Source organism: Pseudomonas sp. TKO26 (assembly GCF_003225665.1).
Taxonomy (GTDB): Bacteria; Pseudomonadota; Gammaproteobacteria; order Pseudomonadales; family Pseudomonadaceae; genus Aquipseudomonas; species Aquipseudomonas saponiphila.
Genome location: NZ_QKLN01000004.1, coordinates 163672 through 190434 on the forward strand (window position 1 = coordinate 163672; position 26763 = coordinate 190434).

At 63.2% G+C, this 26763-nt stretch carries 26 protein-coding genes; 13 read left to right on the top strand and 13 right to left on the bottom strand.

Annotation, left to right across the window (positions count from 1 at the left end; genetic code table 11):
* The first annotated feature begins 142 nt into the window (after positions 1-142).
* Together galU and gorA are read left to right on the top strand one after the other, a co-directional pair.
* Entirely contained in the window at positions 143-982 is an 840-nt protein-coding gene (gene galU, locus DNK59_RS07900; RefSeq protein ID WP_011061681.1) for a UTP--glucose-1-phosphate uridylyltransferase GalU, read from the top strand.
* Between the two features lie 132 nt (positions 983-1114).
* Positions 1115-2473 carry a glutathione-disulfide reductase gene (gene gorA, locus DNK59_RS07905; RefSeq protein WP_110722834.1) on the top strand — a complete coding sequence of 453 codons (1359 nt, stop codon included), beginning with the start codon at positions 1115-1117 and terminating at the stop codon, positions 2471-2473.
* Here the strand turns inward: gorA and DNK59_RS07910 are convergent, their stop codons facing one another.
* Positions 2474-3481 carry a DNA-binding protein gene (locus DNK59_RS07910; protein WP_110722835.1) on the bottom strand — a complete coding sequence of 336 codons (1008 nt, stop codon included), beginning with the start codon at positions 3479-3481 and terminating at the stop codon, positions 2474-2476.
* A 180-nt stretch (positions 3482-3661) separates the two neighbouring features.
* On the opposite strand from DNK59_RS07910, the gene DNK59_RS07915 reads away from it, so the two are divergent.
* The 3 genes from DNK59_RS07915 (at position 3662) to ahpF (ending at position 7003) form a co-directional block, all read left to right on the top strand.
* Positions 3662-4600: a site-specific integrase gene (locus DNK59_RS07915; protein ID WP_110722836.1), complete on the top strand. Its 939-nt coding sequence runs from the start codon at positions 3662-3664 to the stop codon at positions 4598-4600.
* 151 nt (positions 4601-4751) lie between these two features.
* Positions 4752-5315 (top strand): alkyl hydroperoxide reductase subunit C, encoded by a 564-nt coding sequence (ahpC, locus tag DNK59_RS07920; RefSeq protein WP_011061677.1) that lies wholly within the window; start codon positions 4752-4754, stop codon positions 5313-5315.
* 122 nt (positions 5316-5437) lie between these two features.
* Complete coding sequence (gene ahpF / locus DNK59_RS07925; RefSeq protein ID WP_110722837.1) at positions 5438-7003, top strand: alkyl hydroperoxide reductase subunit F; 1566 nt, start codon at positions 5438-5440, stop codon at positions 7001-7003.
* A gap of 89 nt (positions 7004-7092) precedes the next feature.
* On the opposite strand, the gene gloA is transcribed toward ahpF, so the two are convergent.
* Positions 7093-7614 carry a lactoylglutathione lyase gene (gloA, locus tag DNK59_RS07930; protein WP_092314220.1) on the bottom strand — a complete coding sequence of 174 codons (522 nt, stop codon included), beginning with the start codon at positions 7612-7614 and terminating at the stop codon, positions 7093-7095.
* 199 nt (positions 7615-7813) lie between these two features.
* On the opposite strand from gloA, the gene DNK59_RS07935 reads away from it, so the two are divergent.
* On the top strand, positions 7814-8341 hold the full coding sequence (locus DNK59_RS07935) for a DUF4946 domain-containing protein (protein ID WP_092314222.1): 528 nt from the start codon (positions 7814-7816) through the stop codon (positions 8339-8341).
* 250 nt (positions 8342-8591) lie between these two features.
* Here DNK59_RS07935 and DNK59_RS07940 read toward each other — a convergent pair whose 3' ends face one another.
* The 3 genes from DNK59_RS07940 to DNK59_RS07950 all read right to left on the bottom strand — a co-directional run bounded on the left by DNK59_RS07940 (position 8592) and on the right by DNK59_RS07950 (position 11713).
* Complete coding sequence (locus tag DNK59_RS07940) at positions 8592-8957, bottom strand: histone-like nucleoid-structuring protein, MvaT/MvaU family (RefSeq protein WP_060839599.1); 366 nt, start codon at positions 8955-8957, stop codon at positions 8592-8594.
* A gap of 244 nt (positions 8958-9201) precedes the next feature.
* A complete protein-coding gene (locus DNK59_RS07945; protein ID WP_110722838.1) occupies positions 9202-10740 on the bottom strand; it encodes an EAL domain-containing protein in 1539 nt (512 codons plus the stop codon).
* 79 nt (positions 10741-10819) lie between these two features.
* Positions 10820-11713 carry a LysR family transcriptional regulator gene (locus tag DNK59_RS07950; protein ID WP_110722839.1) on the bottom strand — a complete coding sequence of 298 codons (894 nt, stop codon included), beginning with the start codon at positions 11711-11713 and terminating at the stop codon, positions 10820-10822.
* Between the two features lie 85 nt (positions 11714-11798).
* Between DNK59_RS07950 and DNK59_RS07955 the strand changes: the two genes are divergently transcribed.
* The 3 genes from DNK59_RS07955 to hpaR all read left to right on the top strand — a co-directional run bounded on the left by DNK59_RS07955 (position 11799) and on the right by hpaR (position 14635).
* Positions 11799-12755, top strand: a complete 957-nt coding sequence (locus DNK59_RS07955) for a DMT family transporter (protein WP_110722840.1) — start codon at positions 11799-11801, stop codon at positions 12753-12755.
* 251 nt (positions 12756-13006) lie between these two features.
* Positions 13007-14083 carry a 4-hydroxyphenylpyruvate dioxygenase gene (gene hppD, locus DNK59_RS07960; RefSeq protein ID WP_092314230.1) on the top strand — a complete coding sequence of 359 codons (1077 nt, stop codon included), beginning with the start codon at positions 13007-13009 and terminating at the stop codon, positions 14081-14083.
* Between the two features lie 129 nt (positions 14084-14212).
* The gene (hpaR, locus tag DNK59_RS07965) at positions 14213-14635 is read left to right on the top strand and encodes a homoprotocatechuate degradation operon regulator HpaR (protein ID WP_011061668.1); all 423 of its coding nucleotides are present in this window, start codon (positions 14213-14215) and stop codon (positions 14633-14635) included.
* A 51-nt stretch (positions 14636-14686) separates the two neighbouring features.
* On the opposite strand, the gene rarD is transcribed toward hpaR, so the two are convergent.
* The 3 genes from rarD to DNK59_RS07980 form a co-directional block, all read right to left on the bottom strand.
* Positions 14687-15568, bottom strand: coding sequence for an EamA family transporter RarD (rarD, locus tag DNK59_RS07970; RefSeq protein ID WP_092314232.1), 882 nt, complete (start codon positions 15566-15568; stop codon positions 14687-14689).
* 202 nt (positions 15569-15770) lie between these two features.
* Positions 15771-16784 (bottom strand): aldo/keto reductase, encoded by a 1014-nt coding sequence (locus DNK59_RS07975; RefSeq protein ID WP_110722841.1) that lies wholly within the window; start codon positions 16782-16784, stop codon positions 15771-15773.
* A 221-nt stretch (positions 16785-17005) separates the two neighbouring features.
* Positions 17006-17905 (bottom strand): LysR family transcriptional regulator, encoded by a 900-nt coding sequence (locus DNK59_RS07980; protein ID WP_110722842.1) that lies wholly within the window; start codon positions 17903-17905, stop codon positions 17006-17008.
* Positions 17906-18005: 100 nt separating this feature from the next.
* Here DNK59_RS07980 and DNK59_RS07985 point away from each other — a divergent pair, with 100 nt between their 5' ends.
* Complete coding sequence (locus tag DNK59_RS07985; protein ID WP_092314238.1) at positions 18006-18737, top strand: SDR family oxidoreductase; 732 nt, start codon at positions 18006-18008, stop codon at positions 18735-18737.
* On the top strand, positions 18734-19144 hold the full coding sequence (locus tag DNK59_RS07990; protein WP_092314240.1) for a hypothetical protein: 411 nt from the start codon (positions 18734-18736) through the stop codon (positions 19142-19144). The genes DNK59_RS07985 and DNK59_RS07990 overlap by 4 nt, the downstream gene beginning before the upstream one ends.
* A gap of 64 nt (positions 19145-19208) precedes the next feature.
* Here DNK59_RS07990 and DNK59_RS07995 read toward each other — a convergent pair whose 3' ends face one another.
* Entirely contained in the window at positions 19209-20519 is a 1311-nt protein-coding gene (locus DNK59_RS07995; RefSeq protein WP_092314242.1) for an MFS transporter, read from the bottom strand.
* Positions 20520-20674: 155 nt separating this feature from the next.
* On the opposite strand from DNK59_RS07995, the gene DNK59_RS08000 reads away from it, so the two are divergent.
* Together DNK59_RS08000 and DNK59_RS08005 are read left to right on the top strand one after the other, a co-directional pair.
* A complete protein-coding gene (locus DNK59_RS08000) occupies positions 20675-21805 on the top strand; it encodes a sugar diacid recognition domain-containing protein (protein WP_110722843.1) in 1131 nt (376 codons plus the stop codon).
* 222 nt (positions 21806-22027) lie between these two features.
* Positions 22028-23170, top strand: coding sequence for a glycerate kinase (locus DNK59_RS08005; protein ID WP_110722844.1), 1143 nt, complete (start codon positions 22028-22030; stop codon positions 23168-23170).
* Positions 23171-23228: 58 nt separating this feature from the next.
* Here DNK59_RS08005 and hpaI read toward each other — a convergent pair whose 3' ends face one another.
* The 4 genes from hpaI to DNK59_RS08025 all read right to left on the bottom strand — a co-directional run bounded on the left by hpaI (position 23229) and on the right by DNK59_RS08025 (position 26691).
* Complete coding sequence (gene hpaI / locus DNK59_RS08010; protein ID WP_110722845.1) at positions 23229-24029, bottom strand: 4-hydroxy-2-oxoheptanedioate aldolase; 801 nt, start codon at positions 24027-24029, stop codon at positions 23229-23231.
* A gap of 10 nt (positions 24030-24039) precedes the next feature.
* A complete protein-coding gene (gene hpaH, locus DNK59_RS08015; protein WP_110722846.1) occupies positions 24040-24843 on the bottom strand; it encodes a 2-oxo-hept-4-ene-1,7-dioate hydratase in 804 nt (267 codons plus the stop codon).
* Positions 24844-24845: 2 nt separating this feature from the next.
* Entirely contained in the window at positions 24846-26153 is a 1308-nt protein-coding gene (locus tag DNK59_RS08020; RefSeq protein WP_092314252.1) for an MFS transporter, read from the bottom strand.
* A 148-nt stretch (positions 26154-26301) separates the two neighbouring features.
* Positions 26302-26691, bottom strand: coding sequence for a 5-carboxymethyl-2-hydroxymuconate Delta-isomerase (locus DNK59_RS08025; protein WP_092314254.1), 390 nt, complete (start codon positions 26689-26691; stop codon positions 26302-26304).
* Positions 26692-26763: the final 72 nt, after the last annotated feature.

Sequence of the window (26763 nt, forward strand, 5' to 3'; positions counted from 1 at the left end):
CTAACTGATGGATGCTACGGAACTATCTGGCGCTTTATTTCTCTATGATGGCAGCGGTTAGCCAGCGCGGGGCATTGTAAGGTGCACGCCGCCTGATTAGACTGCGCCGAAACTCGCACGCACAGCCTTTTTAAGGACTCATATGATCAAGAAATGCTTGTTCCCAGCAGCCGGTTACGGTACTCGCTTCCTGCCAGCGACTAAAGCCATGCCTAAAGAAATGCTGCCGGTGGTGAACAAGCCACTGATCCAGTACGGCGTTGAAGAAGCGCTGGATGCCGGATTGAATGAAATCTCCATCGTGACCGGCCGTGGCAAGCGCGCCCTCGAAGACCACTTCGACATCAGTTACGAGTTGGAAAACCAGATCAAGGGCACCGACAAGGAGAAATACCTGGTTGGTATCCGCAAACTGCTGGACGAGTGCTCGTTCTCCTACACTCGCCAGACTGAAATGAAAGGCCTGGGCCACGCGATTCTGACCGGCCGCCCACTGATCGGCGATGAGCCGTTCGCCGTGGTGCTGGCGGATGACCTGTGCGTCAACCTCGAAGGCGACGGCGTCCTGACCCAGATGGTCAAGCTGTACAAGCAGTTCCGCTGCTCGATCGTGGCCATCCAGGAAGTCGACCCGCAGGAAACCAACAAGTACGGTGTGATCGCCGGCGAGATGATCCGCGACGACATCTACCGCGTTCACAGCATGGTCGAGAAGCCAAAGCCGGAAGATGCGCCGTCGAACCTGGCGATCATCGGTCGTTACATCCTGACTCCGGACATCTTCGACCTGATCGAGCAGACCGAGCCGGGCAAGGGTGGTGAAATCCAGATCACCGACGCCCTGATGAAACAGGCGCAGAACGGCTGCGTGATGGCCTACAAGTTCAAGGGCAAGCGTTTCGACTGCGGTGGCGCCGAAGGCTACATCGACGCGACCAACTTCTGCTTCGAGAACTTCTACAAGACCGGCAAGGCTTACTGATAGTCGCTGCACGGGTTTGTCGGAAAAAGCCACCTTCGGGTGGCTTTTTCATTGGGCGCCCTTATGTCAATCCACTGCGCTGACCCGATCGCCATCTGCGGTTATGCTTGTCAGCCTGCCTGGGAGAGTGAAATGGCCTACGATTTTGATCTTTATGTAATTGGCGCCGGTTCCGGCGGTGTGCGTTGCGCACGCTTCGCGGCGGGCTTCGGCGCAAAAGTTGCGGTGGCCGAAAGCCGCTATCTGGGCGGTACCTGCGTCAACGTCGGTTGCGTGCCGAAAAAACTGCTGGTGTACGGCGCACACTTTGCCGAAGACTTCGAGCAGGCGTCGGGTTTCGGCTGGTCCCTTGGCGAGGCAGATTTCGATTGGGCGACCTTGATCGCCAACAAGGACCGCGAAATCAATCGTCTCAACGGTATCTACCGCAATCTGCTGGTCAACAGTGGCGTGACCCTGCACGAAGGCCACGCCAAGCTGATCGACCCGCACCAGGTGGAGGTCAATGGCCAGCGCTATACCGCCAGGCACATCCTGATTGCCACTGGCGGCTGGCCGCAGATTCCGGACATCCCGGGGCGCGAGCATGCCATCAGCTCCAATGAGGCCTTCTTCCTCAAGGCGCTGCCCAAGCGCGTGCTGGTGGTGGGCGGTGGTTACATTGCGGTGGAATTTGCCGGGATTTTCCACGGTCTGGGTGCTGATACCCAGCTGCTGTATCGCGGCGATCTGTTCCTGCGCGGCTTTGATGGTGCGGTGCGCAAGCATCTACAGGAAGAGCTCACCAAGCGTGGCTTGGGCTTGCAGTTCAACGCGGACATCGAGCGCATCGACAAGCAGGCCGACGGCAGCCTTGAGGTCACGCTCAAGGATGGTCGCAAGCTGGTCGCCGACTGCGTGTTCTACGCCACCGGGCGCCGGCCGATGCTCGACAACCTGGGCCTGGAGAACACCGGGGTCAAACTCGACAAGCGTGGCTTTATCGAGGTGGATGAGCAGTACCAGAGCAGCGAGCCATCGATCCTGGCGATTGGCGATGTGATCGGTCGCGTGCAATTGACCCCGGTGGCCCTGGCCGAAGGCATGGCCGTGGCTCGGCGCCTGTTCAAGCCTGAGCAGTACCGCCCGGTGGACTACCGGATGATCCCCACGGCGGTGTTCAGCTTGCCGAATATCGGCACTGTTGGTCTGACCGAAGAGCAGGCGCGGGAAGCGGGGCACAAGGTGCAGATCTTCGAAAGCCGGTTCCGGCCGATGAAGCTGACCCTGACCGACTGCCAGGAACGTACCTTGATGAAGCTGGTGGTGGATGCCGATAGCGACAAAGTGCTGGGTTGCCACATGGTGGGGCCGGACGCCGGTGAAATCGTCCAGGGGCTGGCGATTGCTCTGAAGGCCGGGGCGACCAAGCGTGATTTCGACGAAACCATCGGCGTGCACCCGACCGCCGCCGAAGAGTTCGTTACCATGCGCACGCCTGTCGCCGACTGATCAGGAGTCGGCTTTCTTGCCTGCCTTCGCCTTGCTGGCGGAGGCCAGGCGCAGCGCCTCGAGGCCGGCCTCGGCCTTGGCGGCGCGCAATTCCATCTGCTTGCTCAGGCGAGTCTGCTCGTCGGCTGTTTCCCTGAGTGCCTGGGTCTCCTGTGAAGCCACACGCAAGCGTTCCTGCAGCAGGGTGCTGGCGTTCTCCAGGCGCGTCAGCTGTTCGCGCAGTTGTGCCTGCAGGGCTGCGCTCTTGCTGGCGGCATCCAGGGCTTGCTGGAGCTCCTTGTGGCTGGCCCGTTGTTCGCTGAGCAGGCGTTCGTTGTCGCGATGCAATTGAGTGATTTCGTCCTGGCGAACCAGGGCGCTCTGCTGGGCTTGCCGCAGTTCGGCCTGCAACTGCTGTAGCTGGCCTTCGTGACGGCGCTGCTCCTGCTCGCGCTGTTCCTTGCTGGCAGCGCGGTAGTGTTCCAGGGCATCCCGGGCGTGCAGGTGCTTGTCTTCCAGGGAGCGGATCTGCTGCTCCTTGTCTTCCAGGCGCAGGTCGTAGTCCTTCAGTGCCTGGTTGAGCTCGGCATTGCGGGTCTGTTCGCTCTGTAGCATCGAGCGGGTGTCTTGCAGTGCGGCACTTTCACCGGCCAGGGCGCTGGCCTGGATTTGCAGTTGCTGTTGCAGCTGCTCCTCTGTGCGCCGGGCTTGCTCCAACTGTTGCTCGAATGCCTGCTTCTGCTGTTCGGAGTGGGCGAGGGCCTGTTCCAGGGGCTCCTGGGCTTGTTCCTGGAGGCGCTGCGCCAGGCGCCCGACCAGTTCGCCGAGCTCCTCGTCCAGCGCTACCGGGCCGGCCTCCCGGCGAGTGCTGCCATCGTCGAGCTCTTTCAGGTAGCGGTGGATGGTGGTTTTTGAGCCGGTATTGCCCATTTCTATGCGTACTGCGTCGATGCTCGGGTGCTCGCCGCGGGCAAGAATCGCCTGGCGCGCCTTTTTCACCACCGCTTTGTTAATGCCTCCGCGAGCCATGTGTCCTCCGACGATTTAATACTGTTATACGTGGTATGTAATTATCGATAATTGTACAGGTAGAAATGCGCATCAGATAGCGTAAATTTGACATTGGATATTGTAGTATTACCCCTTGTGATGGGCGCGGCGGTCGGTTTTCGCTCCGGGTCGCCGTACATCTGTCTCAGGGGAGTTGCCATGAGTGAGCTGGATCGTTACCTGCAAGCCGCCACCCGCGATAACACCCGCCGCAGTTATCGGGCGGCCATCGAGCACTTCGAGGTGCAGTGGGGCGGATTCCTGCCGGCCACCGCGGACAGCGTGGCTCGCTACCTGGTGGCTTACGCCGGTGAGCTGTCGATCAATACCTTGAAGTTGCGCCTCTCGGCCCTGGCCCAATGGCACAACAGCCAGGGCTTTGCCGACCCGACCAAGGCGCCGGTGGTGCGTCAGGTGTTCAAGGGGATTCGCGCGGTGCACCCGGTTCGCGAAAAACAGGCCGAGCCATTGCAATTGCAGCATCTGGAGCGGGTGATTGCCTGGCTCGATGGCGAGGCAGCGGCGGCCCGAGGCGACGAACGTCAGGCCGACCTGTTGCGGGCGCTGCGCGATCGGGCGTTGATCCTGCTGGGTTTCTGGCGAGGCTTTCGCAGTGATGAGCTGTGTCGCCTGCAGATCGAGCATGTGCAGGCCAGCGCCGGATCCGGCATCAGCCTGTATGTGCCGCGCAGCAAGAACGACCGCGACAACCTGGGTCGTACCTTTCACACGCCGGCCTTGCAACGCTTGTGTCCGGTGCAGGCCTACATCGAATGGATCAATGCCGCGGCCCTGGTGCGCGGACCGGTGTTTCGCGGGATTGATCGCTGGGGCCACCTGAGTGAGCAGGGCTTGCATGCCAACAGCGTGATTCCCCTGTTGCGCCAGGCCCTGGAGCGCGCCGGTATCGCCGCCGAACACTACACCAGCCATTCCCTGCGCCGGGGCTTTGCCACCTGGGCGCATCGCAGCGGATGGGATCTGAAGTCGCTGATGAGCTATGTCGGTTGGAAGGACATGAAGTCCGCCATGCGTTACTTGGAGGTCAATCCGTTCATGGGCATGGCACGGATCGACGAGAAACCTGTGCGCCAGTGATCAAAGGTTTCTTCTATCAATACGGTGGTCTTATAGCCAAAACCAATCGTTGGCATCAGGTTTGCCAATGAGCCAAGCGGCGACTGATTGGCTAGGATTCTCCCCATCAAGTTTTCACCCAACGTTTTCAACCACTGATGGAGAGTCAACGATGCCTATCATCAACAGCCAAGTTAAACCGTTCAAAGCCACTGCATTCAAAAACGGCGCATTCGTCGAAGTGTCGGACGCGGATCTGAAAGGCAAATGGTCCGTCGTATTCTTCTACCCGGCCGACTTCACCTTCGTCTGCCCGACCGAGCTGGAAGACCTGGCCGACAACTACGCCGAATTCCAGAAACTGGGCGTTGAGATCTACAGCGTTTCCACCGATACCCACTTTGCCCACGCTGCCTGGCACAACACTTCGCCAGCCATCGGCAAGATCCAGTACACCATGATCGGCGACCCGACCCTGGCCATCTCCCGCAACTTCGACGTGCTGATCGAAGAAGCCGGTCTGGCTGACCGTGGCACCTTCGTGATCAACCCTGAAGGCCAGATCAAGATCGTTGAAATCAACGATGGCGGCGTAGGTCGTGACGCTTCCGAGCTGCTGCGCAAGATCAAGGCCGCCCAGTACGTCGCTGCTCACCCAGGCGAAGTCTGCCCAGCCAAGTGGAAAGAAGGCGAGGCCACCCTGGCTCCGTCCCTGGACCTGGTCGGCAAGATCTAAGTCCATGCTTCATTCAAGGGCGGTCATCCGCACTTAAGTCAACCGCACCGCCCTCAAATAACGCCCGGGCGAGATTCGCTCGGGCGTTGTTTTTTATACCGAATCAATAGGAAATCGCCCGTATGTTGGACGCCAATCTTAAAGCTCAGTTGAAGTCATACCTGGAACGGGTCACCCAGCCGATCGAGATCGTCGCCTCCCTCGACGACGGTGCGAAATCCCAGGAAATGCTTGCGTTACTCAAAGACATTGTCAGTCTTTCCAACCAGATTACCTTGCTCGACAACGGCACCGACGCGCGCAAGCCGTCGTTCTCGTTGAATCGCCCGGGGAGTGATATCAGCCTGCGTTTCGCCGGTATTCCCATGGGGCACGAATTCACTTCCCTGGTGCTGGCCCTGTTGCAAGTAGGGGGGCACCCCTCCAAAGCCAGTGCTGAAGTGATCGAGCAGATCCGCTCGCTCAAGGGCGAGTTCAATTTTGAAACCTACTTCTCGCTGTCCTGCCAGAATTGCCCGGACGTGGTCCAGGCGCTGAACCTGATGGCGGTGCTCAACCCCAATATTCGCCACGTGGCCATTGACGGTGCGCTGTTCCAGGCCGAAGTCGATGAGCGCAAGGTGATGGCGGTGCCGAGCATCTATCTCAACGGCGTGAACTTCGGCCAGGGGCGCATGGGCCTTGAGGAAATCCTCGCCAAGCTCGACACCGGCGCGGTGGAGAAACAGGCGCAGAAACTCAACGCCAAAGAGGCCTTTGACGTACTGGTGGTCGGCGGTGGCCCAGCGGGTGCCTCGGCAGCCATTTATGCCGCTCGCAAGGGCATTCGCACCGGTGTTGCCGCCGAACGCTTCGGTGGTCAGGTGCTGGACACCATGGCTATCGAGAACTTTGTCTCGGTCAAGGAAACCGAAGGGCCGAAACTGGCCGCGGCCCTGGAAGAACACGTCAAGCAGTACGACGTCGACATCATGAACCTGCAGCGTGCCAGCGCCCTGGTGCCGGCCAAGGAGGTTGGTGGCCTGCATGAGATCCAGTTCGAAAGCGGTGCCAGCCTCAAGGCCAAGTCAGTGATCCTGGCCACCGGCGCCCGCTGGCGAGAAATGGGCGTGCCCGGCGAGCAGGAATACAAGGCCAAGGGCGTGTGCTTCTGCCCGCACTGCGACGGTCCGCTGTTCAAGGGCAAGCGCGTGGCGGTGATTGGTGGCGGCAACTCCGGCGTCGAGGCGGCCATCGACCTGGCGGGTATCGTCAGCCACGTGACCCTGCTTGAGTTCGACAGCAAACTGCGGGCCGATGCGGTGTTGCAGCGCAAGCTCTACAGCCTGCCCAACGTCAAGGTCATCACCAGTGCCCTGACCAGCGAAGTGAAGGGCGACGGGCAGAAGGTCACCGGTCTGGCGTACAAGGATCGCGATTCCGGCGAGTTCCATACGGTGGACCTGGAAGGCATCTTCGTGCAGATCGGTCTGTTGCCCAACACCGATTGGCTCAAGGGTACGGTGGAGTTGTCGCCCCGCGGCGAGATCATTGTCGATGCTCGTGGCGAGACTTCGCTGCCCGGCGTATTCGCGGCCGGCGACGTGACCACGGTGCCGTACAAGCAGATCGTGATCGCGGTGGGCGAGGGCGCCAAGGCTTCCCTGAGTGCCTTCGATCACCTGATCCGCACTTCAGCGCCGGCATAAGCCGTCACCGGAAAAACAAAACCCCATGAGCCCAGGCTCATGGGGTTTTTTATTGTCGTGCAGCAGGGGCTCGTTCCAGCAGCAGGGTCTTACAACGGTGCTGGCTGAATGATTTCGACCCAGTAGCCGTCCGGATCCTTGATGAACGCCAGGCTCTTCATGCGGCCATCGTTCAGGCGTTTCTGGAAATCGCAGCCCAGGGCTTCGAAGCGCTCGCAGGCGGCGACGATATCCGGCACCGAGATGCAGATGTGGCCGAAGCCGCGTGGGTCGCTGTTGCCGTTGTGGTAGGCGAAGGCCGGATCGTTCTCGGTGCCGTGATTGTGGGTCAGTTCGAGAATGCCAGGGATCGATTTCATCCACTCGGTGCGCGCGGCTGCGTCGCTCGGGATCTGCGCCTTGTCCACCAGGGCGAGGAAGTACAGGCTGAATTCGGCTTCGGGGAAGTCGCGTTTTTCTACCAGGGAAAAGCCCAGGACTCGGGTGTAGAAGTCCAGGGAGCGAGTGATGTCCTTGACCCGCAGCATGGTGTGGTTGAACACGAAGCGGGCGGTGGCGGCGTCCGGTTGGGCGGTCACGCCGGGGAAAGTGTTGAGTTGCTCGAGGCTCATGGGCCCTCCAGGAAAATATGCGGCAAAGGTTGTTCGCGAAGGCGAAGCGGCCCTTGGCAGGCAAGGGTTCAGGCGTCGTTGGGATCGGGCAATGATACGCAACCGGACGCCATGACGCCAAACCCAAAGCTCCTGATCTATTGCCCATTCCTGGCGTCGGGCTCAGACTTCCAGGCCCGTTTCCCTGGTGTGCAAATCCATGATCGAATCGTTCAAGCCGCGGGTTGCGGCCCTGCTTCTGCTGGCGTTTGCCGGGCTGGTCCAGGCTGCGCCGCAAGTCACCTGGCCGCAAGGCTGGACGGTGGAGCCGGTGCCTGCGCAAGAAGGTGACCAGGCGGCCGAGGTTTCCCGCCAGCGCGCGGTGAAAAGCGATGCCGCGGGCAATCCGCAGGTGGTCATGGAGTTGACCATGACGCAAGTCGACAGCGGGCACGTAGTCAATCTTCAGGGGGTATTGCTGGAGATGCGCAAATCCGTGCAGAAGGACTTTGCCCGAGGCGGTTATCAGAGTGTCTGTAACAAGATTCATGCGGCGCAGTTGAGTCGGCTGCAAGCCCTGGAGACCACTTGCACCATTACCCAGAATGGCCGGCATGTGCTGTCGCAAACATTGGTGGCCGCTGTGGATGGGAATAAGGCTTATGTACTTTCATACGCTGGCCAGGCACAGGCTTATGCTGAGAGTCGGGACGAAATACTAGCTGTACGAAATAGCCTTAAACTTTGAGGAAAAATCTGAAGCTGCCGGTTTGATTTCCCATGTCGAGGGCGGGCTAACGGAAAGGTATTAAGCCTGAAGTTGTAGTGAGGGGGTTGTTGCAAGACACAATCCCCGGTGGGCTTGGTGTCGTCGGGTGCGCTGGGAAATACCGGTCATCCGTGCTGAAGCCGGTCTTAGATGCAAGTCGTAATAAGAATATTCTTATCAATGTAAAAAGCCCTGCATATGCAGGGCCTTTTTCAGGTTGCGGCTTTATTCAAGCGCGCAACCAGGAGTCTACAGTGGCGGCGCCATACTGTTCTTTCCAGGCTTTCAGGCCGCGATGGTTGCCGCCTTTGGTTTCAATCAGTTCGCCGGTGTGCGGGTTCTGATAAACCTTGACCACTCGCGCGCGCCGCTGTTTAGGGGCGTTGGCCGGTGGCAGGCCGGTTTTGCCCAGGTTTGGATCAAGAATTGCGATGATGTCACGCAGACTCTTGTCATAGGACTTCATCAGGGCCTGGAGCTTCTCTTCGAACTCGATTTCCTTTTTGAGTCCGGCGTCATTCTTCAGGGATTCAAGCTGCGCGAGCTGTTCTTGAAGTGCTTTTTCTGCAGCACGAAATTCAGCAAGTCTGGACAATATCTTCACTCCAATAGTCTATTTTGGCTGATACAAACCACAAACAAAGCTATAAGCCATGAGCCGATTAAGGTTCGATTAAGTGGCCTACCTGTGAATCTTGAACAGGCGTGAAAAATTGTAGTAGTTAATGGCTTCGGAGTAAATCAGGTTGTTCTTGTTTGCCTCGCTATTGGTCGATTGAATCAAATTGCTGCGCCTTGCGAGTTGTCGAATCGAGTACTTGTTGTTCTGGTATGGCTATTTAGTGGCGCGCTAGAACGGCAACAAATTCACTACTGGGCATCGGTCGGCCAAATAAATAACCCTGTAGGAAATCTACCCCTTGCGCGGTCAGATAGTCGCGCTGTTCGGTGGTTTCTATGCCTTCGGCGACTATACCCAGATCGAGTTTGGCCGAGAGTTGGATAATGCTGTCGAGTATATGCAGGGACAGGGCATCGGCCCCGATCATGGCCACGAAGCTTTGATCAATCTTCAAGTAGTCGACATTGAACTGACGCAGATAAGCCAGGCTGGAATGCCCGGTGCCAAAATCATCGATGGCGATCATCACCCCCAGTTCGTGCAAGGCAGCAAACAGTTGTTGGGTGATGGCCGTGGGTTTGATCAACTCGCGCTCGGTCAGCTCCAGCACCAGAATCACCTTGCCGGGCGCAAAGGCGGCGAGGAACTCTCGACAGTCGTCCAGTAACTGCAGATCGTGGCAGTGACTGGCGGTGATGTTGATGCCGATATGAAAGCCGTCGCTGAAATACCTGGCGTGGGGAGCCAGGGCTTGCCGGGTCTGCTGCATCAGCGAGCGGGTCATGGGCACGATCAGCCCGGAATGTTCGGCGAAGGGAATGAACAGGTCAGGACGCACCAGCCCCTCCTTGGGGTGTTGCCAGCGCATCAGCACTTCAATCCCGGCCCACTGCAGGTTGTCGCCGCGCACCACAGGCTGGAAATAGGCAATGAACTCCTGGGCGTCCAGCGCCCGGCGCAGCTCCTGGCTGGGGGAGGCAGAGCGCTTCTGCAGCCAGTGGGCAAGAACGCCGGTGGCGACGCCGAGGAATACCAGCAGGCTGAATAGCGCCGGGTATTGGCTTTTCATGTGGCGCCACACATCCCCTTCGGCAAAGCCGGCGCTGACGCTATAGGGATAGCGCGCCGAAGTCAGGTGCTGGCTGGCTACCGCCGCCTCGGGCGCAGCACCATCGTGGACCTGGCCATCGCTGGACAGCCAGTGCGCCCCCACCTGCAGTTGCAGGTCGGCAAAGCGGCTGATCAGGCGCAAGGCGTTGGTCAGGTGATAGCCGTCGATGGTGGCCAGGGCCGCGCGCTCACCCTCACTCCAGCGGTAGACCAGCAACGCGGTGTTGGGCGTGATGGGGTTGCCGTCCATCAGCCAGAGTCGGCCATCCACATAATCCCGGGGATCGAGGGGCACCGCATAACTGCCCAGCAACGAGCTGCAATAGTTGCTGTTGCGCCACACCAGATTGGTCGAGCGCACGAAGGGCCGTCGCGTGACCTGATCGCGCAGGGCCAGTTGCCGTGTGGCGTCACAATCCTCGCCCACCCGGGGCAGCAGTGCCCTGGCGGCGATATCGGTGTTGTCCAGCATCAGGTCGAATTGGCGAATGGCCTCTTCGGCGGTTTCCAGGCTGCTGCGTTCCAGGGTTCGCTCGGCCTGGGCATAGAGGATGACGGCTCCCAGGGCAATTGGCAGGACAACTGCCAGCAAGGTCCAGAGGGTACGAGTAGAGCGTTTCAGCGGACCTTTGGCGGTCAAGGGCATGGATCGGACCTTCGGCAGAGGAGGGGGCATGAAAATCCGACCGTGGCCGCGGGCGCGACGGTCTTGGGGCGTATTTCGATCACCGCAGGATAGACGGCTTTGCCTGACCATACAGGCGCTGCGCGTGACGAATGAAGGCCAGGGTCGCCGGTGACGACTGGCGCTGATCGAGCACGGCAATTCCCACCTGGCGCGGCACCGCTGGCGCCAGGGCCCGGCTGACATAGCGGGTATCGATGGCCGAAGGCAGGGACAGTTCGGCCAGGATGCTCACGGCCTCGCCCCGAGCCACGGTTTCCAGGGTACTGAGCAGCTGCGAGCTGCGGTAGCGGATGTTGGGGCGCAAGCCGGCACCGATGAACAGGCGTGACACCTGCTCCGCCGAACCGGCCTCGGTCAGCACGAACGGGTCGTGACACAGCTGATCCAGGCGCACCTGCTGCTCCCGGGCCAGGGCATGGGTCGCGGGAATCAGCGCCACCAGTTGGTCCTCCAGCAGGGGGAAAGTGTCGAAACGCTCCTCGGGCAGCACCACGAAGCCCAGATCGATCCGTCGTTCCTCCAGCCACTGCAGGACCTGGCGGTCCGGTCCCTCGTCAATATGCACCTCGATTCCGGGATACGCCTTGCGGTACTCCCCAAGGATGTGCGGCAGCAGACGCGTGGAGGAGGTGGGGCCGAACGAGCCGATGCGCAGGGTGCCGCGCTTCATGCCTCGGGCATCGGCGGCCTCCTGTTCCAGGGTCGCGGCCAGCCCCAGCATGGCCCGGGCCCGCAGCAGGAGCTGGCGTCCTATATCGGTGAGTTCGACCTGAGCCTGATGGCGACGGAACAGCTCCACCCCCAGCTCCTGCTCCAGAGACTTGATGGCGTGGGATACCGCCGACTGGCTGATACCCAGGCGCGTGGCGGCACTGGTGAAACCGGCAAGCTCGGCCACCCGGGAAAAGATTTCCAGTTGGGTCAGGGTCATGAGTAAAAGCTCATTTTACGATGATCGATCATTAGACAAAGAATAACCCGACGGCACAAATCCACCGACACAGAGCATCACGACCATGAGCGACAGCAGTATCAACGGCCCCTTGGCGGCCGACCACGGGGACCTGGCGGTCTATTGCAAACTGGCGGCGGTGAGCATGATCTGGGGCGGCACCTTCGTCGCCGGCCGCGATCTGGCTGGCGCGCTGTCACCCTTGCTGCTGGCCAGCCTGCGCTTCGCGCTCGCCAGCCTGGCCTTGCTTGGCTTCATGGTCGCGGCCGGCATTCCTCTGGTGCGTCCCGGCTTGCGCCAATTCGGCCATCTGGCCGTGCTGGGGTTTTGCGGAATCTTTTTCTACAACCTGTGCTTCTTTTTCGGCCTGCAACAGGTCAGCGCCTCACGCGCTTCGTTGATCGTGGCGTTGAATCCGGCGGTGATCGCCCTCGGCGCCTGGGCCTTGTTCAAGGAGCGCCCGAGCCGGCGCCAATTGCTGGGCATCCTGCTGTGCCTGAGTGGCGCCGCGCTGGTGATCTGCAGCCGTGACCCTGCGGCCCTGACGTCCACGGCCGGGGGCTGGCAGGCAGACTTGCTGATCCTCGGCTGTGTTCTGGGCTGGGGCCTGTACTCGCTGTTGTCCCGGGACCTCAACCAGCGCCTGGGGCCCTTGCAGACCGTCACCTACTCGATCCTGCTGGGCACCCTGATGCTGTGCAGCGCGACCTGGCTGCGAGGCGAGTTCGACCTGCCGGCCATCGCCCGGCTGAGCCCGGTTCAGGGCCTGAGCCTTTTGTACCTGGGCGTGCTGGGCTCGGCGCTGGCCTACATCTGGTACTACGACGGGCTGCGGCGCATTGGCGCCACCCGTGCCGGGGTGTTCATCGCCCTCAACCCGCTGACCGCGGTGATACTCGGTGCGCTGCTGCTGGGCGAGTCGCTGACTCTGGTGATGGGGTTGGGCGGGGTGCTGATTCTGGGCGGCATCTACCAGTGCAACAAACCCCTTGCGGGCAGGGCAAAAAAGGCGATTTTATAGAGAATGCGGACAAAGGCTTTTACGCTGTGTAGAATCCGGTTACGCATACAATAATAAAGTCTTCTGGCAGCAGAAGCCTCGCCCCCCAGCCTGTAAGACAGGGTCGAAATGAAGATTCTCGGGTTTCAACTGATCTACGGTGACTTCCTTGCCCGCAGCGTGCGAGGCATCTCCTGCGCGCCACCGGCCTTCCTCAGCATTGCTAGCAACTAACGATCCGTTAATTCTAAAAATATGATGAGGCGCCAACCATGGCAGATATCTTCGAAAACCCGATGGGCCTGATGGGCTTTGAATTCATCGAATTCGCATCGCCCACCCCCAACACCCTCGAACCGATCTTCGAGATCATGGGTTTCACCAAAGTCGCGACCCATCGTTCAAAAGACGTGCATCTGTATCGCCAGGGTGCGATCAACCTGATCCTCAACAACGAACCCCACAGCGTTGCCTCGTACTTCGCTGCCGAACACGGCCCGTCGGTGTGCGGCATGGCGTTCCGGGTCAAGGATTCGCAGAAGGCCTACAAGCGTGCCCTGGAACTGGGCGCCCAGCCGATCCACATTGAAACCGGCCCGATGGAACTGAACCTGCCGGCGATCAAGGGCATCGGCGGCGCGCCGCTGTACCTGATCGACCGTTTCGGCGAGGGCAGCTCGATCTATGACATCGACTTCGTGTTCCTCGAAGGCGTGGAGCGCAATCCGCAAGGCGCGGGGCTGAAGATCATCGATCACCTGACCCACAACGTGTACCGCGGACGCATGGCCTACTGGGCCGGTTTCTACGAGAAGCTGTTCAACTTCCGCGAGATCCGCTACTTCGACATCAAGGGCGAATACACCGGTCTGACCTCCAAGGCCATGACCGCTCCGGACGGCATGATCCGCATCCCGCTGAACGAGGAATCGTCCAAGGGCGCCGGGCAGATCGAAGAGTTCCTGATGCAGTTCAACGGCGAGGGCATCCAGCACGTGGCCTTCCTCACCGACGACCTGGTCAAGACCTGGGACGCGTTGAAGAAGATCGGCATGCGCTTCATGACCGCGCCACCGGACACCTACTACGAAATGCTCGAAGGCCGCCTGCCGAACCACGGCGAGCCGGTCAAGGAACTGCAAGCCCGGGGCATCCTGCTGGACGGTTCTTCGGAAGCCGGCGACAAGCGCCTGCTGCTGCAGATCTTCTCGGAAACCCTGATGGGGCCGGTGTTCTTCGAATTCATCCAGCGTAAAGGTGACGACGGTTTCGGTGAAGGCAACTTCAAGGCACTGTTCGAATCGATCGAACGCGACCAGGTGCGTCGCGGCGTACTGGCCACCGAGTAACCCTCGGCAGGCTTGAACCCAGAGCCCGATCAGGCCCCGCCTGATCGGGCTTTGTTTTGCCTGTCGGCTGGCGATAGTGAATGTGTTAATGTTCGCGCCTCTGTTTCCCAGCCCTCGATCGACGCCTTGATGAACACACCCAGACCTTCCCTGACCCTGACCCTGCTGCAGGCCCGTGAGGCCGCCATGGCGTTTTTCCGTCCCTCGCTGAACCAGCACGACCTGACCGAGCAGCAGTGGCGGGTGATCCGCATCCTGCGCCAGAACGGCGAGCTGGAGAGCCACCAGTTGGCGAAGATGGCCTGCATCCTGCCGCCGAGCATGACCGGGGTACTGACCCGCCTGGAGCGCGACCAGTACGTCAGCCGCCGCAAGTCCCCGGAAGACCAGCGCCGTCTGTTCATCACCCTGACCGACAAGGGCCAGGCCTGTTTCGAATCCATGAGCGGCGACATGGAAATCAACTACCAGAAAATCCAGCAGCAGTTTGGCGAGGACAAGATGCAGGCCTTGCTGGCCCTGCTCAATGAGCTCAAGCAGATCAAGCCCTGAGCCCCAACCACGGCCGCACCTGGCCCATCCGGGCCAATGCGGGCGCGTCCATCAGTTGCGGCGTTGGCGCATCAGGTGCCTGACCCCTTCGAGCACCAGCACCAGCACCGCCAGCCAGACCGGTATGTAGGTCAGCCATTCCCCGGCCTTGATGCTTTCCCCCAGCAGCAGCGCGACCAACAGCAGCAACACCGGTTCCACATAGCTGAGCAGGCCGAACAGGCTGAAGGCCAGCAAGCGACTGGCGATGACATAACACGCCAGCGCCGAGGCGCTGATCACCCCCAGCAGGGGAATCAGCAGGTACAGGCCGGGATGGCTGTGGACCACGGCAAATCCCTGTTCGCCGCCTTGTACGAACCACAGCGCCACTGGGATCAACAGCGCCATGTCCAGCCACAGGCCGCCCAGATGATCGGTGCCCAGGCGCCGACGCAGGACGAAATACACCGGGTAGCCCACGGCCACCACCAGGGTCGCCCAGGAAAAACTGCCCACTTGATACAGCTCGTTGAGCACCCCGAGGCAGGCCAGCAGCGTAGCGACTTTCTGCAAGCGCGACAGACGCTCGCCATACACGATGCGTCCGGTCAGGACCATGGTCAGCGGCAGCAGGAAATAACCCAGGGACACATCCAGGCTGTAGCCGTTGAGCGGCGCCCACATGAACAGCCACAACTGCACCCCCACCAGGGCCGACGACAGCAGCAGCGCCAGGCTCAGCAGCGGTTTGCTGGCCACTTGTCGCAGCACTTGGCCGACCCGCGGCCACTCGCCACTGAGGATCATGAACAGGGTCATGCAGGGCAGGGTCAGCAGCATGCGCCAGCCGAAGATCTCCACCCCGGTCAGGGGCGCCAGCAGCGAGGTGTAGAAATACATGACGGCAAACAGCACCGACGCCAAAACCGATAACGCGATTCCTTTAGACACACTGTCCTCGTAATACCCGAACGCTCGGGACACACAGAAATAAGGGGGGAGAAGCGAGGGGGAATATAGAGGGTCAGGCGCGAGTTTTTTGCTCTGATTGCGCCATCGTGGCGGGATTTTTTCTCGTCTATGGCCACAGTGCAGCAGAGCCTGCCGAGCCCGAGGCCGGTGGCGCGCGCCTTTGCGCCGCCACCGGCAGGGTTCAGCCCAGGTGCGGAAAACGACCGGAGACGAAATGACCCACATCGTTGAAGCCCGGGGTCGAGGCGTGCCCCGGGGTCACCAGGGCGTCGATGAAGGCTTCATCCTCAGGGCTGATCCGCACCTCCAGGGCCCGGGTGTAAGCATCCCACTGGGCCTCGGTGCGCGGCCCGACGATGGCCGAGCTCACCGCCTGATTGTTCAAGACCCAGGCAATGGCGAACTCGACGATATCGACCCCGCGGCCCTGGGCGTAGGCCTGGATCTGCTGGGCGATGCGCAGGGATTCCACTCGCCACTCGGTTTCCAGGATGCGCTTGTCCTGACGTCCGGCGCGGCTGCCGCTGTCCGGCGCCACGTCCGGGGCGTACTTGCCGCTGAGTACGCCCCGTGCCAGCGGGCTGTAAGGCACCACGCCCAGGCCATAGGCCTTGGCGGCAGTGATCTGCTCGGCTTCGGCCTGGCGATTGACGATGTTGTACAGCGGCTGGCTGATCACCGGGCGGTCCACCCCCAGCTGGTCGGCCAGGCGAATCGCCTCGGCGATCCGCCAGCCGCGGTAGTTGGACAGGCCCCAGTAGCGGATCTTGCCCTGGCGCAGCAGGTCGCCGATGGCCGAGATACTCACCTCCAGCGGGGTGTTGTGGTCCTCGCGGTGCAGGTAGTAGATGTCCAGGTAGTCGGTGCCCAGGCGGGTCAGGCTGGCCTCGATGCCGTTGAAGATGTGCTTGCGGCTCAGGCCGCTGCGGTTGGGCACCCCATCCGCCGGGCCGAAGCCCACCTTGGAGGCCAGTACCCACTCATGGCGGTGGCGGGCAATGGCCTCGCCGACGATCTCCTCGGAGCGGCCCTGGCTGTAGACGTCGGCGGTGTCGATGAAATTGATCCCCTGGTCCCAGGCCTTGTCGATGATGCGCAACGAGTCTTCGGTACTGGTCTGCTCGCCGAACATCATGGTGCCCAGGGTCAGGCTGGAAACCTTGAGACCGGAATGGCCGAGGATGCGATAGCTCATGGGCGAAATCCTTGTGCTAGAGGGGTGGCCAGGGTATTTCCGGCCATCGGGGCGACCATCAGATACCACAACGGCGGGCTTGCGCAATGCCTGAATGGCGCCTCCTCGCCGGGGCCGGCTTTTCGGCGAAGAGGTCCGTGAGATCGCCTGCCAGGACATTGCGTAGGAGCCCGCTTGCCGGCGAAGCGCGCAGTTGCCAGCCGCCTCAGGAGCGATGCTGTTCAGGGGCACAGCGCCCGGCAGCGCTGCAACACAAAGCTGTGCAGCAGGCGCACCCGCTCCGACACTTGCAGGCGATGGGGGCACAGCAGGTTGAACGGCGCCAGTTCCCCTTGCCAGTCGCTAAGCAGCGGCACCAGGCGTCCGGCGCGAATGTCCTCGGCCACATCCAGCCGGGCCTTGTAGACAATGCCGTGGCCGGCCAGGGCCCAGCGCCGGGCCACTTCGCCGTCGTCGCACAGGTAGTCGCCGCGCACCGGCACCTCGCGGGTGTCGTCGCCACGGCTGAAGCGCCAGCTGTCATAGGGCCGGTCGTTGCGCAGGTAGAGCAGGGCGCTGTGCTGCGAGAGTTCCTCGGGCGCCTGCGGGGCGCCGCAACGCGCCAGATAGGCCGGGCTGGCGCAGGCCAGGCGGCGATGCTCGGGAAGAATCGGCAGGGCCACCAGGCTCGAATCCTCGGGCACGCCAAAGCGCAGGGCCACATCCACGGCCTCGCGGAACAGGTCGGCGCGGCGATCGTTGAGCCGCAGCTGCAGGCGCAGTTGCGGGTGCTCGGCCTTGAACTCATCGAGCCAGGGCAGCAGCGCATTGCGGCCGAAATCCGAGGGCGCCGACAGTTGCAACACCCCGGCCAGGCCCTGGCCCTGTTGCTTGAGGGCCTGCTCGCCGTCCTCCAGGGTGGCCAGGGCCAGGCGCACGCTGCCCAGGTAGCGCCGGCCTTCTTCGGTCAGGCGCATGCTGCGGGTGGAACGCGCCAGCAGGCGACTGCCGAGGCGGGGTTTCAGGCGGTTGGGGGCGATGCTGGCGGCGGCTGCGGGCAGGCCCAGGGAGCGGGCGGCGGCGGGAATGCTCCCTGAGGCCGCTGTGCGCACGGAGATTTCCAGGTCGAGGATCGAGCTCATTAGTAAAAATCCTTTAAAGATCTTTGCGTTTTAGCTGGATTTTTCTGCGATTGGCAAGCTGGGAAGATGCAATCACTTTCAATAGCAACAGGTGATCGCAATGACTCTTTCCAACTCAAGCTTGGCCGGGCAGACCGTGGTAGTGATCGGCGCCGGCAGCGGCATTGGCGCCGCAGTGGCCCGCCGGGCCGCCGAACGTGGCGCCCGGGTGGTGCTGGCCGGGCGCAGCCTCGACGCCCTGCAAAAGCAGCAGGCGCAGTTGCCGGCGTCGGCCCGCAGCCTCGCCGTGGATATCACCGATGCCGCCAGCGTCCGCGATCTGTTCAGCAGCGTGGGGGCCTTCGACCATCTGGTGATCAGTGCCGGTCCGGCGATCGTCGCCAAGCCCCTGGCCGACACCGACCTGCTGGACGCCCAGCGGGCTTTCGAGGTGAAGTTCTGGGGCGTGTGGCGCGCGGTCCAGGCGGCGCTGCCGACGCTCGCGCCCCAGGGCAGCATCAGCCTCACCTCGGGCCTGCTGTCGCGCAAAATGGTCCCCGGGCAGGTGCTCAAGACCACCCTCAATGCCGCCCTCGAAGCCCTGGGCAAGCACCTGGCCAAGGAGCTGGCGCCACGCCGGGTGAATGTCATCAGCCCCGGGGTCACCGCCACCGAAGCCTATGCCGGGATGGCCGAGGAGGCTCGTCAGGCGATGTTCGCGCGCACCGCCGCCAGCCTGCCGGTGGGCCGTGTCGGCCAGCCGGACGACATCGCCGCGGCCTTTATCCTGGCCATGGAAAACGGCTTTATCAGCGGCAGCCTGATCGACGTCGATGGCGGTGGCCTGCTGTGAACTGGCGCTTCGACCACCTGGCGTTCAACGTTGCCGAGGGCGAGGCGTTGCAGGCGGCGTTTGCCGACTTGCTGGGCCTGCAAAGGGGGCGGCGCCCGCCGTTTCCCTTTCCCGGGCGCTGGCTGTATCAGGACCGCCAGGCGCTGGTCCACGTCATCGAACAGGCCGACAGCCCCGAGCCGCAACTGAGCCACATCGCCTTCAGCACCCAGGAGCCCGCCACCGCGGTGCTGCTGCGGGTGCAGGCCAGTGGCCTGGAGCATCAGGTGGCGCAAGTGCCGGAAGACGGCATCTGGCAGATCTTCGTCCGCCTGCCCGGCGGCCTGGTGCTGGAGCTGGATGCTCCGGCGGCGGGAGAGTTGGCCATCAGCCACGATTACACCCGGCACGCGGGTGCGCCGGACTGACACCGGCAATGCCAAAAGCCCGTTCCAGCCTGGGCTCGAACGGGCTTTTGGCGTTGCCGCAGGCTCAGCGGTTGAGGGTACGGGTCATGCGCAGCGCCAGCAGGCTACCGCCGACAATCACCGCCGCCAGCAGGTACAGCGCCGCGTCGGTGGAACCGGTGCTGTCCTTGACCCAGCCGACCAGGTAGGGGCTGAGAAAGCCGGCCATCTGCCCCATGGAGTTGATCAACGCCAGACCTCCGGCCGCCGCGCCGGCACTGAGCAGGGCGGTGGGCACTGGCCAGAACATCGGCAGGCCGGTGAGGGCGCCCATGGTGGCGAGGGTCAGGCCGAAGATGGCCAGGGCCGGGTTGGCGGCGAAGTTCACCGCGATCAGCAGGCCCGCGGCGCCCATCAGCATCGGCACGACAAGGTGCCAGCGGCGCTCCTTGCGCAAGTCCGCCGAGCGCCCCACCAGCAGCATGAACAGCGCCGCCAGCAGGTAGGGGATCGCACTCAGCCAGCCGATCACCAGATTGTCGGCAAAACCCAGGTTCTTGATGATCGACGGCAGCCAGAAGTTGATCGCGTAGACCCCGCTCTGGATGCAGAAGTAGATCAGGCCGAAGGCCCAGATCGCCGGGTTCTTGAACACCGCAGCCAGGGAGTCGCTGGCGGTTTTCGGCTGGTTGGCGGCGTCGCTGGCCTGGTCGGCGGCCAGCACTGCGCGTTCAGCGGGTGTCAGCCACTGGGCGTGGGCGAAGCTGTCGCTGAGCAGGAAAAACGCCAGGGCGCCCAGGACCACCGTGGGAATGCCCTGCAGCAGGAACATCCACTGCCAGCCGGCAAGACCGCCTTGCCCGGCGGCGAAATGGTTGAGGATCCAGCCGGAAAACGGGCTGCCGAGCAAGCCGGACACCGGGATCGCCGACATGAACAGGGCCATGATCCGGCCCCGGCGGAAGGTCGGGAACCACTGCGAGAGGTACAACACCACCCCGGGGAAGAAGCCGGCTTCGGCGGCCCCGGTGAACAGGCGCAGGGTATAGAACTGGGTCGGCGTGGTGACGAACAGCAGGCAGGTGGACAAGGTGCCCCAGGTGATCATCATCAGCGCGATCCAGCGCCGCGGGCCGAACCGGTTCAGCGCCAGGTTGCTCGGCACGCCGCACAGCACGTAGCCGATGAAGAAGATCCCGGCCCCCAGGCCGTAGACCGTTTCGCTGAACTTCAGGGCGTCGAGCATCTGCAGCTTGGCAAAGCCGACGTTGACCCGGTCGAGGTAGTTGAACAGGTAGCAGACGAAGATGAAGGGGATCAGGCGCAGGGTGATGCGCTTGTAGACGGCGTTCTTGTCGTCAGCCTGGGCCAGTGGGACAGCGGCGCTCTGTGACATGGTGTGTCTCTCTTTATTATGATTTTTCGCGGTGCAAGGGTAACGTTGACCGCCCCGAGAGTCTCGGTCACGCCACGGTCGCTGTCTTTGTGCCGGCGCACAGCGATTGGCCACGGCCCCTGTGCCACTGAACAATGCCCAAGGATCTTTCCCCTATGTTCGAACTCGATCATGACCTGGCGCAGGACATCGTCGACCGCGCGATGGCCATCCTGCCCTACAACGTCAATGTCATGGACAGTCAGGGCCTGATCCTCGGCAGCGGCGAGCCGGAACGCATCAATACCCGGCATGAGGGCGCGCAACTGGTGCTGGCCAACGGCCGGGTGGTGGAGATCGACGAGCCCACCGCGCGCCAGCTCAAGGGCGTGCAACCGGGAATCAACCTGCCGCTGCTGCATGACCAGCGGCTGATCGGAGTGCTGGGCATCACTGGTGATCCGGCCTTGCTGCGTACCTACGCCGAACTGGTGCGCATGACCGCCGAGATGCTGGTGGGCCAGCGTCACCAGCAGGCCGAGCAGCAATGGCGGCGCCAGCGTTGCGACGACTTGCTGGCCCTGCTCCTGAGCGATGGCGGCGACTCGCCGCGGCTGGTGGACGAGGCCCGGCAGATGGGCCTCAAGCCGCAACTGGCGCGCACGCCTTACCTGTTCGAACTGGGCCTGGAGCAGGCCGCGGGGCAGGGCGTCGAAACCCTGAGCAGTTGGCTGATGAGCCGTTACCCGGACAGCTGGTGCGTCAGTTCGTCGAAGACCTCGCTGCTCTGGTGTCGCCCGGCGAGCCTCAGCCTGGACAACCCGCGGCTGCTGGAAAAACTCGACGCCCAGGGCTGGAACATCCTGCGGGTCGCCGTCGGCGGGCAGGCCGATGGCCTGGCTGGCCTGCGCCGTTGCTACCGTCGAGTCGGCGACCTGCTGGCCTACGGCCGCGACATCCTGCCGGACTCGCGGCTGCTGACCCTCAACCGCTACCGCCTGCCGGTGATGCTCTGGCGCCACCGCAACGACGATGCCCTGGACGAACTGCTGACGCCTTTGCGCAAGGTCCTGGCCAAGGACAGCAATGGCCAGCTGCTGGCGACCCTGCGCAGTTGGTGCGAGCACGACGGCCAGAGCCAGGCCTGTGCCGACGCCCTGGGCATCCATCGCAACAGCCTGCGCTACCGCATGGAGCGCATCGCCGAGCTTAGCGGCGTCGACCCCTTGCGCCTGGACGGCATGCTGGCGCTTTATCTGGGGGTGCAATTGCTGCCCCATGACACGGCTCCACAGGCCCCCCTGTAACCGCTACCTCGCCTGCGCGAGGCTGCGGCAATTTCCAGCCAAACCTGTATCGCCTTCAAGGCCCTCGCGCCCGTTCGCCGCCTGCGGCAGCGGTTGCAACGCTAGGCGAGGTTGCGTGGTTGTAGCAATGAACAATAAAGCGCCCTCGGACTTGTGCAGCGGCCCGGGGTCAGCGCCGGCGCCAAGTGGCAGCATGGCGGCACAAGAACCGGAGAACACCCCATGAAGATCATCATCGCCCCCGACTCGTTCAAGGACAGCCTGAGTGCCGCAGGCGTGGCCCAGGCCATTGCCCAGGGTCTGGCCGAGGTCTGGCCCGACGCCGAACTGCGTCAGTGCCCGATGGCTGACGGTGGCGAGGGCACGGTGGAATCGATTCTCGCCGCCTGCGACGGGCAACTGCGCCGCCATCCGGTCCAGGGGCCGCTGGGGGCGACGGTCGAAGCGCGCTGGGGCTGGTTGCCCCAGAGTCACACGGCGATCATCGAAATGGCCGAGGCCAGCGGCCTGCAATTGCTGGCGCTGGACCAGCGCGATGCCTGCAACAGCAGCACCTTCGGGACGGGGGAGCTGATCCTGGCCGCGCTGGATGCTGGCGCCCAACGCATCATCCTGGCCATCGGCGGCAGCGCCACCAACGACGGCGGTGCCGGGGCCCTGCAGGCCCTGGGCGTGAAGTTGCTGGATCAGCAGGGGCGGATGCTGCCCCGTGGCGGCCTGGCCCTGGCCGACCTCGCCGCCATCGAGCTGGAAAGCCTGGACCCGCGCCTGGCCCGGGTGCGTTTTGAAATCGCCGCCGACGTCAACAACCCGCTGTGCGGCGAACAGGGCGCATCAGCGATCTTCGGCCCGCAGAAAGGCGCATCAGCGCAGCAGGTGCAGCAGTTGGACCAGGCCCTGGGGCATTTTGCCCAGCGCTGCGCCGAGGTGCTGGCCAAGGACGTGCGTGACGAACCCGGCAGCGGTGCGGCTGGCGGCCTGGGGTTTGCCGCCAAGGCCTTTCTGGGCGCACAGTTTCGCCCGGGCGTGGAAGTGGTGGCGGAACTGGTGGGCCTGGAACAGGCCATGCAGGGCGCCGATCTGGTGATCACCGGCGAAGGGCGTTTCGACGCCCAGACCTTGCGTGGCAAGACTCCGTTCGGTGTGGCGCGGATCGCCCGGGCGCAGGGCGTTCCGGTGATCGTGCTGGCCGGCACCCTGGGCGAGGGTTACCAGCAGATGTACGCCCACGGCGTGGACGCGGCCTTCGCCTTGACCAGCGGCCCCATGAGCCTGGAGCAGGCCTGCCGCGAAGCTCCGCGCCTGCTGCGCGAACGCGCGACCGACATCGCCCGCCTCTGGCGCCTTGGCAATCCCCACCGCTAAACACCCCGCGCCGCGACAACGCCTTCGCCGGCAAGCCGGCTCCTACGGCCAGCGCCTGTCAGTAGACCCCGCCGTCACGGGTGGGGGCATCCAGGGTCTTGTACTGCCCGACCAGGCTCTGCAAGCCCTTCATCAACACCGTGGTATCCACCCCCACGGCGACGAAGTTGGCCCCCAGTTCGATGCAGCGCCGGGCCAGGCGCTGATCGGCGCTGAGAATCCCTGCGGCCTTGCCCGCCCGGCGTATGCGCACGATGGCGTCCTCGATGGTCGCCACCACCTCGGGGTGCCCGGGGTTGCCCCGATGGCCCATGGCCGCGGACAGGTCCGCCGGGCCGATGAACACGCCATCGACGCCTTCCACCGCGAGGATCTCATCCAGGTTGCCCAGGCCTTCGAGGTTCTCGACCTGCACCAGCAGGCACATTTGTTCATCGGCCCGTTCCAGGTAGTCGGCGATGCTGTTCCAGCGCGACGCCCGGGCCAGGGCGCTGCCCACGCCCCGTACCCCCAGCGGCGGATAGTGCATGGCGCGCACCAGCTGGCGCGCCTGCTCGGCGCTTTCGACCATGGGGATCAGCAGGGTCTGGGCGCCGATGTCCAGCAGTTGCTTGATCAGCGCGGTGTCGCCAATCGGTGGGCGGATGATGCCCTGGGCTGCGTAGGGCGCGATGGCCTGCAACTGCGCCAGCAGGCTGCGCAGGTCGTTGGGGGCGTGTTCGCCGTCCAGCAGCAGCCAGTCGAAACCGGCATTGGCCGCCAGCTCGGCGCAGTAGCCGTCCGCCAGCCCCAGCCACAGGCCGATCTGCGGTTCGCTGTGTTGCAGGCGTTGCTTGAACAGGTTCAACGGCATGTCCATGGCAGTCTCCTCAGACAAAACGGCAGGCAATGCTGCCCAACTGATCGTAGTCCACATGGAAAACATCCCCGGGACGGGCGGCCACCGGGCGGGTAAAGGAGCCGCCGAGAATGATCTGCCCGGCCTCCAGGCCGACGTCATGGGCTGCCAGCTTGTTGGCCAGCCAGGCCACGCCCTTGGCCGGGTGATTGAGCACCGCGGCGGACACCCCGGATTCCTCGATCACGCCGTTGCGGTAGAGCACCGCCGGCACCTTGCGCAGGTCCACATCCCCCGGGCGCACGGCGCGGCCGCCCATCACCACCCCGGCGTTGGCGGCGTTGTCGGAAATGGTGTCGAAGACCTTGCGCGTGGCCTGGGTCTGCGGGTCCACCTGCTGGATGCGCGCGTCGATGATTTCCAGGGCCGGGATCACCCAGTCGGTGGCGTCCAGCACATCGAACAGGGTGCAGTGAGGGCCTTTCAACGGCTTGCCGAGGATGAACGCCAGCTCCACCTCGACCCGCGGCACGATAAAGCGCTGGAAGGGAATGTCCGTGCCTTCATCGAACAGCATGTCGTCCAGCAGAGCGCCGAAATCCGGCTCGGTGATATTCGACGACACCTGCATCGCCCGCGAGGTCAGGCCGATCTTGTGGCCCACCAGCTTGCGGCCATCGCGGATCTTCTGCTGCACCCAGCTGCGCTGGATGGCGTAGGCATCCTCGATGCTGATGTCGGGGTATTGCAGGGACAACTGGCCGATCTGCTCGCGGCTGCGTTCGGCGGCATTGAGGCGCGCGGCGGCCTCTTGGATATTCGAGGGGCTGAGCATGGTTATTTCTCCCGAGGGTTGACGATATGGGCCGGCACCCGCAGCACCAGCCAGGCGCCGAGGGCGATCAGCAGGGCCAGAGCGTAGAGGGCCAGGCTGGCGCTCTGGGTGGCGTCGCGCACCACGCCGATCAGGTAGGGCGCGAGGAAGGCGGCGACACTGCCGAAGGAACTGATCAGGGCAATGCCCGCGGCCTGGGTGCTGCTGGCCAGAAAGGCCGGCGGCAGTTGCCAGAACATCGGCAGCGCGGCACTGGCGCCCATGCCCGCCACCAGCAGGCCGAACATCACCAGCCACGGATCGCTTGGGGCCAGCCCGGTGAGGATCAGGCCGAGGCTGGACATCAGCAGCGGTATCGCCAGATGCCAGCGGCGCTCGCGCAGGCGGTCCGAGGAGCGGCCGATGCCCAGCATGAACAGGCAGCCGGCCAGGTAGGGCAGGGCACTGAGCAGGCCGACATTGCTGTCCCGGGCGATGCCGGCGTGATGGATCAGGGTCGGCATCCAGAAGGCGATGGTGTTCACCGCCAGCATCACCGCGAAGTAGATGCACACCAGCAGCCAGACATGGCGCTCCCTGAGGATGCCGCTGAAGCGGGTGATCGATTTGCGCTGTTCTTCCTGCTGCAGCGCCTGCAGCAGCCGGGTTTTCTGCGCCGGGCTCAGCCAGTCCACTCGTTCGATGCTTTCCGGCAGCGCCTTGAGCACCACCAGCCCCAGCAGCACCACCGGCAGGCCTTCGATGAGGAACATCCACTGCCAGCCGCGCAGGCCACCGAAGTCGTGGAAGCTTTCCAGGATCCACCCCGACAGGGGCCCGCCAATCACCCCGGCCATGGGCACGGCGATGGCGAACAGCGCGGTGACCTGCCCCCGGCGGCTGGCCGGGAACCAGCGGTTGAGCAGCACCAGGATGCCGGGGAAGAACCCCGCCTCGGCGACCCCCAGCAGAAAGCGCAGCACGTAGAAGCCCCAGGCGCTGTCCACCAGCATCAGGGCGCTGGACAGCAGGCCCCAGACCAGCATCAGCAGGGCGATCCAGCGCCGCGGGCCGACCCGCTCCAGGGCCAGGTTGCTGGGCACCCCGAACAGCGCATAGGCAACGAAGAACAGCCCGGCGCCGAGGCCGTAGACGCTGTCGCTGAAGCCCAGGTCCTGGGTCATCTGCAGCTTGGCGAAGCCGATATTGATGCGGTCCAGGTGGGCGAAGATGTAGCAGACGAACAGCAGCGGCATCAGCCGCCAGGTGATCTTGCGATAGCAGTCGTTGACCTCGGCCACAGGAGCTTCGGCGATTGCGGGATGGGACATGGGCAGATCTCGTTATTGTTCTTGTGTGGGGCGGCTTGCTCAGGCCTGGCACAAGGCTTGAGGGGCTGTTCGCTGGCAAGCCAGCTCCTACGGGTTGCGTGGGCGTTGTGTAGGAGCCGGCTTGCCGGCGAAAGGGCCGGCACAATGCTCAGCCCTGTCCGTGCAGAAACTGATGCACGTTGTTGAGCTTGAAGTTCAACTCGGCATCCAGCTCGCTCATCTCGAACGACAGCGCCAGCAAGCGCTGCGCCTGCAGCGCAGCGAAGTGCGCGGTGATGATCTCGAACAGGCCCTTGGCGACTTTGCGGCGGATGGCCAGGTCGCGCCCGGCGCCCACTTGCAGGCGCATATGGACGAAGGCGTAGTCATGCTTGCCGTCGGCCATGCGCCAGGTGTCCAGGCGCACCCCGCGGCTGCGAATGCCGCCCAGGGGAAACTCGCCAGTGGCGTCCAGGTAGTCATGAACCTTGGCGAACAGCCCGGGCAGATCGGCGGCCTGTTCGATGTTGTCGGTGTATTCAGCGATGAAATGCGGCACGGGAGCCTCCTTGGGAGGCAGCGGCAGGCGGCAAGCTACAAGCTGCAAGAGGGTTCTCTTGCGGCTGTAGGT